Origin of the sequence: Mesorhizobium sp. BR1-1-6 (assembly GCF_020165355.1) — a bacterium.
Lineage (GTDB): Bacteria > Pseudomonadota > Alphaproteobacteria > Rhizobiales > Rhizobiaceae > Mesorhizobium.
The window spans coordinates 1-12824 of the sequence record NZ_JAIUHZ010000018.1 but is presented as its reverse complement, the minus strand read 5'-3'; the positions used below and the strand labels follow the sequence as shown (position 1 = coordinate 12824).

The following is a 12824-nucleotide window of genomic DNA, read 5'->3' as shown; positions in this document are numbered from 1 at the left end:
GCACCCTATTGGCTTGCCCAGACGATCCGCGCCACCCATTCAACCTCGCGCATGGGAATGTCGCGGTCCGGATGATCGGGATTGAGCGAAACCAGTGCGATCGACCTGGCGGTCTGGCGATCGAGCACCTTGGCCATCACCTCGCCGCCCGTCGTCTTGACGACGACGCGATCGCCCTTGCGGATGAGGGCTGCCGGCTCGACGATGAGCACGTCGCCATTGCGGTAGAGCGGCAGCATTGAATCGCCTTGCACCTGAAGCGCATAGGAACTCTCGGTCGATTGCGCCGGCAGTTCCACCAGATCCCAGCCTTGACCGGCCGGGAAGCCGGCATCGTCAAAAAACCCGCCGGCGCCGGCCTGGGCAAAGCCGAGCAGCGGAACGGCACGCCCGCGGGCGGGCATCGCGCCGTGGCCGGCCCGACCTTCTATCAGCCCGGTGAATTCGTCGAGCGAAGCGCCCGTCGCCTCGATGATCTTGGCCAGCGATTCGGTCGAGGGCCAGCGTGGCCTGCCGTCCGACGACAGTCGCTTCGACTTGTTGAAGGCAGTCGAATCAAGGCCGGCCCGCTTCGCCAAGCCGGAAGCCGAGAGCGAATACCGCTCGGCCAGAGCGTCGATGGCGGCCCAAACACGGTCATGCGAGAGCAATTCCGCTCTCCTTGCAAAAAGGAAAAAATGCCTTTCCTTTCTAGTCTTCGAATGAAGGTTTGTCCACCGGCTGTGGCATCGCATCACATCTTCCTGCTGGCCGCGCCAATTCCGGTTCCCGGGTCAACCGATCCGCTTGGCCTGCTCGCGGAGGTTCCGGTGCGAGGCCATGAACGCCCGCTCGGCTTCGCTGGGCGGACGCGGCTGGGCGGAGCGGCCAAGCGCGGCGACGACCTCGTCAATATCGAGAAAGCGCCGGGCGGCGCGGTCGTAGACGCCGGCTGTCGTCATGATCAATGCGGCGGTCTCGCCATTGTCGAGGACGAAACGGTGCTTGCCGATGACCTGGCTGCCTTCCCAGGTCTCGATCGAAGACACCACTTCGAAACGCCGCCACAGTTTGATCTCACGCACATAGGCCGATTGCAGCCCGCCGATCATCGGCGCCCAGCCATTCGTTCTCGCCAGCGTGATGAGGCCGGCGCGGATGAAGATATCGATGCGGCCAAGGTCCGCCAGCATCATGTAGCGGGCATTGTTGAGATGGCGATTGAAATCGATGTCCGTCGGCAGGCAGCGAAAGGCCAACCGGCTTTCGTCACCCATCTGGTAGGAGCCACGGCTGCCCGCCGTGGCCATCATACGCGCAAGGCGCCCCCAGACATACATTACGGCGCGGCGCGTCTTTTCGGACGCGCCAGGGACGCCGCGGCATCTTTGATTCCGACCACGCTCAGGCCGCCTGCTTCACGTCGCCCTTCGCGTAGGGGTCGAAGCGCTGGTAGAAAGTCTCGCCCTTCTCTGCCATGTCGAGCAGCAGCCTGGGCGTCTTGAACTCTGCGCCGTATTTCTTCTGCAAGCCCTTTGCGATCTTGACGAACTGCCCGGCGCCGATGCCGTCGATGTAGGACAGCGCGCCGCCCGTATAGGGCGCGAAGCCGAAGGCCAGGATCGAGCCGACATCGGCCTCGCGCGGATCGGTGACGATGCCCTCCTCCATCACCCGGGCCGCTTCCAACGCGATGGTGACCAGCAGGCGCTGCTGCAATTCCGCATAGTCGACCTTCTCCGGCTTGAGCTGCGGATAGAGCTCCTTAAGGCCCGGCCACAGCTTCTTCTTGGCCGGCTTGGCCGGATAGTCGTAGAAGCCCTTGCCGTTCTTGCGGCCGAAGCGGCCGTGGTCGTCGACCATGGTGTTGATCAGCGCCATCTGCTTCGGGTCGACCGCCTTCTCGCCGAGATCCCTGATGGTCTGCTTCATGATCTTCTGGGCAAGGTCGATGGCCGTCTCGTCGGTCAACGCCAGCGGGCCGACCGGCATGCCGGCGGCCTTGGCGGCGTTCTCGATCATCGGCGCCGGAACGCCCTCGATCAACATCTTGTAAGCTTCCGACATATAGCGCAGGACGCAGCGGTTGACGTAGAAACCGCGCGTATCGTTGACGACGATCGGCGTTTTCTTGATGGCGCGCACGAAGTCGATCGCGGTGGCCAGCGCCTTGTCACCGGTCTTCTTGCCAAGGATGATTTCGACCAGCATCATCCTGTCGACCGGCGAGAAGAAATGGATGCCGATGAAATTCTTCGGCCGCGCCGAATTCTTGGCCAGGGCGGTGATCGGAATGGTCGAGGTGTTCGACGCGAAGACCGCCGACGACTTCAGCGCCGCTTCCGCCTGTTCGATAGCGCTTTTCTTCACCGCGGAATCCTCGAACACCGCCTCGACCACGAGATCGCAGCCGGCAAGGTCGGCATAGTCCGATGTCGGCGTGATCAGCGACAGGAGCCTGTCCTTGTCCTCAGGCTTGGCACGGCCCTTCTTCACCTGATCCGAGATCAGGCCATCCGAATGGGCCTTGCCCTTCTCGGCGGACTCCATGTCGCGGTCGAGCAGCACCACCGGAATGCCGGCTTTGGCCGTGACATAGGCGATACCGGCGCCCATGAAGCCCGCGCCGAGAATACCGATCTTCTTGAACCTGGTTTCCGGCACGCCGGCCGGGCGGCGCGCGCCCTTGTTGAGTTCTTGCAACGACACGAACAGCGAGCGGATCATCGCCGCCGCTTCCTTGGTCTGCATGATCTCCGTGAAATAGCGCTGTTCGATCCTGAGCGCGGTGTCGAACGGCACCAACAGGCCCTCATAGACGCATTTCAGGATCGCCGCGGCGGCCGGATAATTGCCATAGGTCTCGCGGCGCAGGATGGCGATGGCCGGCGGCCACAGATTAGCGCCCGCCGCCGAATAGACCGGGCCGCCGGGCAGCTTGAATCCCTTCTCGTCCCACGGCGCTACCGGCTTGAGGCCGTTCCTGATCATGGCCTTCGCAGTCTCGACCAGCTTGGCCGGCTCGGCGACCTCGTGGATCAGGCCCATCGCCTTCGCCTTCTGCGGCGACAGGTTCTGGCCGGAGGTCAGCATTTGCAGCGCCTGCTGCTGGTCGGTGAGACGCGGCACCCGCTGGGTGCCGCCGGCGCCCGGGAAAATACCGATCTTCACCTCGGGGAGCGCCATCTTCACCTTGTCGGAATCGGCGGCGACGCGGCCATGGCAGGCCAGCGACATTTCGAATGCACCGCCCATGCAGGTGCCGTTGATTGCTGAAACCCACGGCTTGCCCGATGTTTCCAGCTTCCGGAACAGACCGGTCATGGTGCCGGCGTTTTCGAACAGCGCCCTGGTCGCCTTTTCGAGATCCTTGCCCTTTTCAGCCGCGAAGGTCGTCAGCATCTTCTGGAGCATGGTGATGTCGGCGCCGCCTGAGAACGTATCCTTGCCGGAGGTGATGACCGCGCCCTTGATGGCGGCGTCGCCCGCCACCCTGTCGACAATGGCGTTCAGCTCGCGCATCACCTCCTCGGTGAAGACGTTCATCGAGCGGTCCGGCATGTTCCAGGTGACCAGCGCAATGCCGTCGGCGTCGATGTCGAGGGTGAAATTGGTGTAGCTCATCGTTTCTCTCCCCGTCAGACGCGTTCGATGATGGTTGCGGTGCCCATGCCGGCGCCGATGCACAGCGTCACCAGCGCGGTGTTCAAATCGCGGCGCTCGAGCTCGTCCAGCACGGTGCCGAAGATCATCGCGCCGGTGGCGCCCAGCGGATGGCCCATGGCGATGGCGCCGCCATTGACGTTGATCCTGTCGTGCTCGATATCGAAGGCCTGCATGTAGCGCAGCACCACGGAGGCGAAGGCCTCGTTGAGCTCGAACAGATCGATGTCCGACAGCTTCATCTTGGCGCGCTTCAACAGCTTCTCGGTGACGTCAACGGGGCCGGTCAACATCAGCACCGGCTCGGAGCCGATGTTGGCGAAGGCGCGGATGCGCGCGCGCGGTTTCAGGCCCATGGCCTTGCCGGCCTTCTTCGAACCGAGCAGCACGGCCGCCGCGCCATCGACGATGCCCGACGAATTGCCGGCATGGTGGACGTGATTGACCTCCTCCACTTCCGGATGCTTCTGCACCGCGACGGCGTCGAAGCCGCCCATTTCGCCGGGCATGACGAAGGAGGGATTGAGCGAGGCCAGCGACTGCATGTCGGTCGATGGGCGCATATGCTCGTCATGGTCGAGGATGGTGAGGCCATTCTGATCCTTGATCGGAATCACCGAATTCTTGAAGCGGCCATCGGCCCAGGATTTTGCCGCGCGCTTCTGGCTCTCGACGGCGTAGGCGTCGACATCGTCCCGGCTGAAGCCGTATTTTGTGGCGATCAGGTCGGCCGAAATACCTTGCGGCACGAACCAGCCGGGCAGGCCGACCGAAGGGTCCATGAACCAGGCGCCACCCGAGGCGCCCATGCCGACGCGCGACATCGATTCGACACCGCCGGCAATGACGATCTCATCGGCGCCCTGGGCTATCTTGGCGGCGCCGAAATTGATGGCGTCGAGGCCGGAGGCGCAGAAGCGCGAGATCTGCATGCCGGGCGCCGAGGTCGCGTAGCCGGCCTCGAAGGCCGCGGCGCGCGGAATGACCGACCCCGCCTCGCCGACCGGGTCGACACAACCGAAGATGATGTCGTCGACAGTTGCAGTGTCGAGCCCGTTGCGGTCGCGCAGCGCCTCCAGCGTCCTGGCGGCGAGCCGCACTGCCGGCACTTCGTGCAGCGAGCCATCCTTCTTGCCCCTGCCGCGCGGCGTGCGAACGGCGTCATAGACGTAAGCTTCGGCCATTTTCCTGCTCCTTGGGTTTGCCGACCGATGCTCAGAGCGAGCGGCCGATCAGCAATTTCATGATCTCGTTGGTGCCGCCATAGATGCGCTGGACGCGGGCGTCGCGGAACATGCGGGCGATCGGATATTCATTCATGTAGCCATAGCCGCCATGCAGTTGAAGGCATTCGTCGACGACTTTGCCCTGCAGGTCGGAAAGCCAGTACTTGGCCATCGACGCCGTCACCGGATCGAGACCGCCATCGATGTGGCGCGCCACGCAATCATTGTAGAAGACGCGGCCGATCGTGGCCTCGGTCTTCAGTTCGGCCAGCTTGAACTGGGTGTTCTGGAAATCGATGACCGCCTTGCCGAACGCCTTGCGCTCCTTGACGTATTCGATGGTCAGCGCCAGCGCGCGCTCGACCATGGCAATCGCGCCGGTGCCGATCTGCAAACGCTCCTGCGGCAATTGCTGCATGAGCTGGATGAAGCCTTGTCCCTCCTCGTGGCCGAGCAGGTTGGAGGTCGGCACACGCGCATCGTTGAAGAACAGCTCCGATGTGTCATTGGCTTTCAGGCCGATCTTGTCGAGGTTGCGGCCGCGCTCGAAGCCATCGACCTCGTCGGTCTCGACGACGATCAGCGAAGTGCCCTTGGCGCCCTTGTCCGGATCGGTCTTGGTGACGACGATGATGAAATTGGCAAGCTGGCCATTGGTGATGAAGGTCTTGGAGCCATTGATCTTGTATTGGTTGCCGTCCCTCTCGGCCCGCGTCTTGACGCCTTGCAGGTCGGAGCCGGCGCCGGGCTCCGTCATGGCGATGGCGCCGATCAGTTCGCCGGTGGCGAGCTTCGGCAGCCATTTCTTCTTTTGCTCCTCCGAGCCGTAGTGGAGGATGTAGGGGGCGACGATGGAATTGTGCAGGCCGATGCCGAAGCCATCGACGCCGACATGGCCGATGGCTTCGATGATGGCGCTCTCATGGGCGAAGGTGCCGCCCGATCCGCCATATTCCTCCGGCATGGAGGCGCAGAGCAGGCCGGCGGCACCGGCCTTCAGCCAGCTCTCGCGGTCGACCATTTCGTTCTTCTCAAACTCGTCGTAACGCGGCGCGATCTCTTCGGACATGAAGCGGTGCGCCATGTCGTAGAGCATGCCGACCTCGTCCGCCGCCCAGGCGGGCTTCGGCAGGCCAAGGATTTCGGCTGGGTTGGTCATGCGATGATCTTCCTCCCAAGGTCTGCCATCGAAATTGAGATCCGCGCACTGTCGCGGCGCCCCCTCCCGGCCCCTCTGGACCGCCCTCCCCTCAAAGGGAGAGGGACCATTTCTAGAACGCTTCCGCCGGCAGTGCCATCAACGTATCGGCGCCACTGGAGATGCGGGCGAGACGCGTCGCGGTTTCCGGCATGATCCGCTCCATGAAGAAGCGCGCCGTCACCAGCTTGTTGTCGTAGAAGGACGACGCGCCGTTGGCGCCCGGCTTGCCTTGGGCGGCCCTGGCCATCTGCGCCCACATATAGCCGAGCGCCACGAGGCCGAAGAGATGCATGTAGTCGGTCGAGGCGGCGCCGGCATTGTCGGGCTTGGCCATGCCGTTCTGCAGCAGCCACATGGTCGCCGTCTGAAGATCGTTGAGGCTCTTCTTCAATGCCTTGGTGAAGGGGGCCATCTTCTCGTCGGCGCGGTTCTCTTCGCAGAACTCGCCGACTTCCTTGAAGAACAACTGCACCGCGCGGCCGCCGTTCAGACCCAGCTTGCGGCCGACGAGGTCGAGCGCCTGGATGCCGTTGGCGCCTTCATAGATCATGGCGATGCGGGCATCGCGCACGAACTGGCTCATGCCGTGCTCTTCGATGTAGCCATGGCCGCCGAACACCTGCTGCGCCATCACGGCGTGATCGAAGCCCTTGTCGGTGAGCACGCCCTTGACCACCGGCGTCATCAGCCCGGTGTAGTCGTCGGCCGCCTGGCGGTCCTTGTCGTCGGCGGAGCGATGGGCGATGTCCGACTTGATCGCCGTCCACAGCGCCAGCGCACGGCCGGCCTCGTTGAAGGCCCTCATGGTCATCAGGCTGCGGCGGATGTCGGGATGGACGATGATCGGATCGGCCTTCTTGTCCGGCGCCTTCGGTCCCGACAGCGAGCGGCCCTGCAAGCGGTCCTTGGCGTAGGCGACGGCATTCTGGTAGGCAATCTCCGACAGCGAAAGCCCCTGCAGGCCGACGCCGAGCCGCGCCTCGTTCATCATCGTGAACATCGCCTTGAGGCCGCCATTGGCCTCGCCCAGCAGCGTGCCTTGCGCCTCGTCATAATTCATGACGCAGGTCGAATTGCCGTGGATGCCCATCTTCTCCTCGATCGAACCGCAGGAGACGGTGTTCCTCTCATCGGGATTGCCAGAAGCATCGAGCTTGAGCTTCGGCACGATGAACAGCGAGATGCCCTTCACCCCTTCGGGCGCTCCCTCGATGCGGGCCAGCACCAGGTGGACGATGTTGTCCGCCATGTCGTGCTCGCCGGCCGAGATGAATATCTTCTGGCCCGAGATCTTGTAAGTGCCGTCGCCATTCGGCACGGCCTTGGTGCGCAGCAGGCCCAGATCGGTACCGCAATGCGGCTCGGTCAGGTTCATGGTGCCGGTCCAGGCGCCCTCGACCATCTTCGGCAGCCATTTGGCTTTCTGCTCGTCGGTGCCATGGGTGATGATCGCCGCGATCGCGCCCTGCGTCAGGCCCGGATACATCATCAGCGACATATTGGCCGACACCATATACTCGGCCACGGCGGTATGCACGGCATAGGGCAGGCCCTGGCCGCCGAACTCGACGGGCGCCGCCAGCCCCATCCAGCCGCCCTCGCGATACTGATCGAAGGCTTCCTTGAAGCCCCTCGGCGTCGTCACCGAGCCATCGTCATGGCGCACACAGCCTTCCATGTCGCCGACACGGTTGAGCGGATGCATGACGTTTTCCGCGAGCTTGGCGCCCTCGACGAGGATCGCCTCCAGCACGTCGGGCGTTGCATCGGAAAAGCCGGGGAGATTGGAATAGCGCTGGTAGCCCAGCACCTCGTTGAGCACGAACAGCGTATCCTGCACCGGCGCCCTGTAGATCGGCATGCTCTTCTCCACCCTGCGAACCTGATCCGAACCCCTGAATTCTGTCAGGCGGCATGCGGACCCGTGTTCAGCGGGAGATAACAAAAATTGACGTTTGCGTAAACGTCAATTCAGCCGATGCGACAAAATTTCTCCTGCACTGCAGCAAACCGGAGGCGATGCAGTGCATGTGGTGGAACCCTCAATGAAAAAAGCCGCGTGGCACTCGCCACACGGCTTTTTTCGATCATGGATGTTGCGCCGCAAGGCGGCGGGCCAAATCAGCCGGCGACGCTCGCCTGCGGCGCCGAGCGCTCGACCAGCATCTGCCGGACGGCAGCCATGGACGTGCTCAACTCGCTGATGGCGTCATCGATAAGCGTCCGCTGCTTCTGGAGGCGGGCAAGCTGCTTCTCCGACTTGTCCAATGCCAGCCGCAACTGCTTGGTGTTGGAGCCGGTGGGATCATAGAGATCCATCATCTGCTTGACGTCGCGCAACGAGAACCCGACCTTGCGGCCGAGCAGGATCAGTTTCAGCCGAACCCTGTCGCGGCGCGTGTAGAGGCGGGTTGAACCGTCGCGCTGCGGGTTGAGCAGGCCCTTGTCTTCGTAGAAACGCAGCGTGCGCAGCGTCACGCCGTATTTCTTGGCCATTTCGCCGATGCGGACGAGGTCCTCGCCCGAGTCAACGGATATAGTGTTGGTATTGGCCGCGGTCTCGCCGGCCGAGATAAGCTTCATGGTCACTGGCTTTCCCCGTCTGTGGCGTCGCGGTCCTGGACCAAGCGATGCCTGACTGAAAGCGGGGGCGTGCTTCCAGCCGTGGTTTCGACAAACAAATCGCAAACAGCACGCTTGATGCGCCTTTTACGTTTACGTCAATTCTATACCGATAGCCTTCTCATGACGCAAGGGCGTTGTGCGGGCGGCGCTTTATGCCGCAGCGGCCGGTTCACCGCGAACTTCGTCGCAACTTCTTAAGCTTGGTTAACGCGTTGTTTACCACGTTGGGCGAATTGTGCGCATGTCGGCTACCCGTGTTTATCCTGTATCGATTTTTTCACGGTTTTTCGGAGCGCGGGTGAACCCCGGGAAGCTTGTCTTCCACCGTGTGCGGTCGCCTTCGTTCCGGCGAGGATTTGGGGAGCTGGTCGCAAACCGGCCAATCTGAAAGACGGACGCACCGATGAACAGCAAGCGGTCCTACCTCGACACACTCAACGCCGGCAGGCAGCGCAGGCCTCAGACCACGCTCGAGCAGTTGAACCGCTCGCTGGAGACGCTTGAACAGCGGCTGGAGAGGACGCGCGAGGATACGATGGCACGTCCCGATCCCCGCCAATATGGCGCCGAACCGCGCTATCCCGCAGCACAGCCTTCGGCTCGGCCGCGCTGGTATCAGGATCCGCAGCCCGCGCCGCATCCGGAGGCCCCGATGCCGGCGCCGGCCGTCGGCCAGAACTACCAGAACCTTGCCCGCGATATCGACCGCATCCGCGGCCAGGAAGACAGCGTTGCCATGGTCGGCAAGATCGCCGGCGAGCTGCGCGGCATGCGCGAGGAATTGCGCCACCAGATGACTGCCGGGCTGCAGAGCGAATTCGAGGCGCTGCGCAAGGACATCGACCGCGCACTGCTGGCAAACGCCAAGTCAGGCGCTTCGGGCAAGGGCAGCGCCGAACTCGGCCTCGAATTCGAGCGGCTTTCCGGCGCCATCAAGACGCTGTCGGAAAAAAGCGACGACAGAAGCGTCAACATGCTGCGGCTCGAACTCGAACAGGTCAAAGCCGCGCTCGACACGCTGGCGCGCGAGGAGAGCGTGCAGAAGGTCGACCGCCGCTGGGACGATTTCGATCGTCGCTGGACAGCCTTCGAGGACCGCGTCGACGCCGACCAGCGCAACCGCTCACCGGACCCCGCCATTTCGGGCCTGACCGATCGGCTGGAGCAGATCAGCAACGCCGTCAACAACCTGCCGGAATCGCTATCCCTGCGCTCGCTGGAGGAAAAGGTCCGCACGCTGGCCAGCGCCGTGGATCATTTCGCCAGCCAGCAGGACAATCGCGGCGGCAGCACGCTGGCCATGATCGACGAGCGGCTGGACGAGATCTCCCGCGCCATCGTCGCCTCGACCGTCGCGGCACAGGCCAATACGCTCGACCATGAAGCCTTCGAGCGCATCGAGAAACGGATCGATTCGCTCGCCCGGCAGATCGAGGAAGTGGCGCAGGACCACCCCGGCAACGCCGTCGTCGACCGGCTGAACACGCTGTCAAGCCGGGTCGACGAACTCGCCGGCCGCGCCGCCCTGCCCGAGCAGGCGATGGAACGGCTGGCCAAGCAGATCGCGCTCATCGCCGACAAGATCGACCGGGCGCCGGTCATGCCCGACGCCGACTATATCTTCCACGGGCTTGAGCAACGCTTCGACGTGCTGTCGTCGATGATGGAACGGCGCCAGGGCGACGCCATCGAACAGGGCAACATGCTGTTCCGCGACCTTGAGCGCCGACTGGACGAGGTTGCCGACCGGCTCGACCGGCGCATGCCGCAAGTCGACGGCGCCGGCATCATGGAAGCCATCGATGCCCGCTTCATGGCGCTCGCCAAGCGCATGGAAACACGCATTCCCGACCCCGCCGGCGAAGCCGCGATCCGTGGCCTGGAAAGCCGGCTCGAAGACATTTCGAGCCGCCTGGACTCGTCCGCCGCGCAAGTCGCCGGCATCGATCCGGCGCTGATCCGCAGCCTGGAGGCGCAAGTCGCCAGCCTGTCCGCCCACCTGTCCAGGCCCAGCGCACCGCTGCCGGAGTTCGAGGACATCAGCCCACGCCTCAATGAAATCGAGAAGGCGCTGGCGGGAACGCGCGACTCAATCCTTGGCGCGGCGCGCGAGGCGGCCGAGAACGCGGTGCGCTCGCTGGCCGGCTCAGGCGCCGACACGTCGGCGGTTTCCGGCCTTGCCCAGGACCTGAAGACACTCGAGACGCTGACACGCCGTTCCGACGAGCGTAACTCGAGAACGTTCGAGGCCATCCATGACACGCTGCTCAAGATCGTCGACAGGCTGGGTTCGCTGGAACCAGGTGAACCGTCCGAGGCGATGAGCGAACTCCTGGACGCACGCCCGGATGAAGCGATCGGCAAGCGCCGTGCGCGAGCCGGCAAGATGGCCGTGGACGCTCCGTCGATGGATATCGACGAGCCCATGCCGCTGACCGGGGACATGGCCGATCTCGATGGCCGCGCCGCCGCGATCATGCGCAGCCAGCCTGCTTCGCCACGCGGGCCGGGTGCGCGCTCGCCCGCGGAGGCGGCGGCCGCCGCCGCCATGGCCGCGCTTGGTTCCGATCCGATCGCCGGGAAGGGCGAGCCGACCGGCCGCCGCAAATCGATGCTGGGCGGCTTGGCGCGCGCCTTCAAGGGCAAGAAGGAAGCAGACGTTCCGCCGCTGGCGGGCTCGATGCCGGGTCCGGAAATCCCGAGCGTCGATCTCGACGAGCCGCTTGACCCGAAAATGGCCAACCGGCCACTGGAGCCCGGCTCCGGCGCGCCCGACCTCAACGCCATCATGAAGCGCGTGCGCGACGAGCGCGGGCAACCGGCAAAGCTCAGCGACAGCGATGCCGCAAAATCGGACTTCATCGCTGCGGCCCGCCGCGCGGCGCAGGCCGCCGCCGCCGAGGCCGACGCCTTGAAGCGCCAGTCGACGATGAAGGGACCGGTGAAGGCGCTCAGGATCGGCGACCTGCTCAAGGCGCGGCGCAAGCCGATTCTGATGGCGGCCGCTGCGATCATGCTGGCGCTTGCCGGCCTGCAGCTTGGCAAGGCGTTCCTCGCTGATCCCGCCCAGGTGGCAAGCAATGACGCGCCGGCCGTTGCCTCGCAGCCGCTGCAAACCGCATCCGTCGACGCCGCGAGCCCGCCCAAGCCGGAAACCCAGTTGGCGGCAGCGAACAGCGAACCGGCCCGTGAGGTCAGGCAGGCCGAGCCCTCCGCTCCGGCGGCCGAGGACGACATGGTGGCGCAGACCGCGCTCGCCATGCCGTCGGACGGCGATGGGCCGACGAACGCTGGCCCGACGGCGGAGCGGGCTCCGACGGCGATGGCTCCCGTCATGCCTGCCGGCTCGGGTGCGGCAGGCTCCGACGCGATGGCTTCGGCAGAACCCATTTCCGCCGGTTCCGTCGCAGCGGCTCTTTCTTCTCCGGCACCTTCCGCTGCCGCCGGCGGGGCGCAAACGACGGATGCGGACAGCGGTATCCAACCGACAGTGGCTGCACCGGCCATGGCCAATGACAGCACCGGCGCCGTCGTGCCCGCCGGCGCTCCCGCGGCCCCGGCCAAATTCGACATTCCCGCCGATGCAGGCCCGGTCGCACTGCGCGACGCCGCAGCCACCGGCGACGCCAAGGCGCTGTTCGAGATCGGCTCGCGCTATTCCGAGGCGCGCGGCGTCAAGGAAGACATGGCAGCCGCGGCCAAATGGTATGAAAAGTCCGCGGAACTCGGCTTCGCTCCGGCCGAGTATCGCATCGGCAATTTCTACGAGAAGGGCATCGGCGTCCCGCGCGACATCAAGAAGTCGAAGACCTGGTACCAGCTCGCCGCCGAGCAGGGCAACGCCAGCGCAATGCACAATCTGGCAGTGCTGTTCGCCATGGCCGCGGACGGCGTGACCGACAATGAATCGGCCGCGCACTGGTTCCAGGAGGCCGCCGATCTCGGCGTGAAGGACAGCCAGTTCAATCTCGGCATCCTCGCCGCCAAGGGCGTCGGCATGAAGCAGAACCTGGAGGAGTCCTACAAATGGTTCGCGCTCGTCGCCAAGACCGGCGACAAGGACGCTGCCGCCAAGCGCGACGAGATCGCCAACGCGCTGCGTCCCGAGCAACTCGAGCGCGCCCGCGCCG

General features: G+C 64.5%; 8 protein-coding genes. 1 reads left to right on the top strand and 7 read right to left on the bottom strand.

All coding sequences use genetic code 11. The features are described 5' to 3' along the window. Positions 1-5 precede the first annotated feature (5 nt). The 7 genes from LB545_RS24690 to LB545_RS24660 all read right to left on the bottom strand — a co-directional run bounded on the left by LB545_RS24690 (position 6) and on the right by LB545_RS24660 (position 8652). The gene (locus LB545_RS24690) at positions 6-650 is read right to left on the bottom strand and encodes a helix-turn-helix transcriptional regulator (RefSeq protein ID WP_140496665.1); all 645 of its coding nucleotides are present in this window, start codon (positions 648-650) and stop codon (positions 6-8) included. Positions 651-773: 123 nt separating this feature from the next. After that, entirely contained in the window at positions 774-1319 is a 546-nt protein-coding gene (locus LB545_RS24685) for a thioesterase family protein (protein ID WP_140624808.1), read from the bottom strand. Between the two features lie 64 nt (positions 1320-1383). Continuing rightward, positions 1384-3603, bottom strand: a complete 2220-nt coding sequence (locus LB545_RS24680; RefSeq protein WP_224705990.1) for a 3-hydroxyacyl-CoA dehydrogenase NAD-binding domain-containing protein — start codon at positions 3601-3603, stop codon at positions 1384-1386. A 14-nt stretch (positions 3604-3617) separates the two neighbouring features. Further along, positions 3618-4826 carry an acetyl-CoA C-acetyltransferase gene (locus LB545_RS24675; protein WP_224705989.1) on the bottom strand — a complete coding sequence of 403 codons (1209 nt, stop codon included), beginning with the start codon at positions 4824-4826 and terminating at the stop codon, positions 3618-3620. Between the two features lie 31 nt (positions 4827-4857). Beyond that, on the bottom strand, positions 4858-6027 hold the full coding sequence (locus LB545_RS24670) for an acyl-CoA dehydrogenase family protein (protein WP_140496673.1): 1170 nt from the start codon (positions 6025-6027) through the stop codon (positions 4858-4860). Positions 6028-6139: 112 nt separating this feature from the next. After that, positions 6140-7930: an acyl-CoA dehydrogenase gene (locus tag LB545_RS24665; protein ID WP_140560872.1), complete on the bottom strand. Its 1791-nt coding sequence runs from the start codon at positions 7928-7930 to the stop codon at positions 6140-6142. 260 nt (positions 7931-8190) lie between these two features. Next, positions 8191-8652, bottom strand: a complete 462-nt coding sequence (locus LB545_RS24660; protein WP_140497287.1) for a MerR family transcriptional regulator — start codon at positions 8650-8652, stop codon at positions 8191-8193. Positions 8653-9097: 445 nt separating this feature from the next. Here LB545_RS24660 and LB545_RS24655 point away from each other — a divergent pair. Further along, positions 9098-12824, top strand: a 3727-nt coding sequence (locus tag LB545_RS24655) for a peptidoglycan-binding protein (RefSeq protein WP_224705988.1), incomplete at its 3' end; no start/stop codon positions are given.

Bases quoted from the DNA above. Each gene is read 5' to 3' on its own strand.
- LB545_RS24660 (WP_140497287.1), bottom strand. From the start codon at position 8,652: ATGAAGCTTATCTCGGCCGGCGAGACCGCGGCCAATACCAACACTATA.
- LB545_RS24665 (WP_140560872.1), bottom strand. From the start codon at position 7,930: ATGCCGATCTACAGGGCGCCGGTGCAGGATACGCTGTTCGTGCTCAAC.
- LB545_RS24675 (WP_224705989.1), bottom strand. From the start codon at position 4,826: ATGGCCGAAGCTTACGTCTATGACGCCGTTCGCACGCCGCGCGGCAGG.
- LB545_RS24685 (WP_140624808.1), bottom strand. From the start codon at position 1,319: ATGTATGTCTGGGGGCGCCTTGCGCGTATGATGGCCACGGCGGGCAGC.
- LB545_RS24670 (WP_140496673.1), bottom strand. From the start codon at position 6,027: ATGACCAACCCAGCCGAAATCCTTGGCCTGCCGAAGCCCGCCTGGGCG.
- LB545_RS24680 (WP_224705990.1), bottom strand. From the start codon at position 3,603: ATGAGCTACACCAATTTCACCCTCGACATCGACGCCGACGGCATTGCG.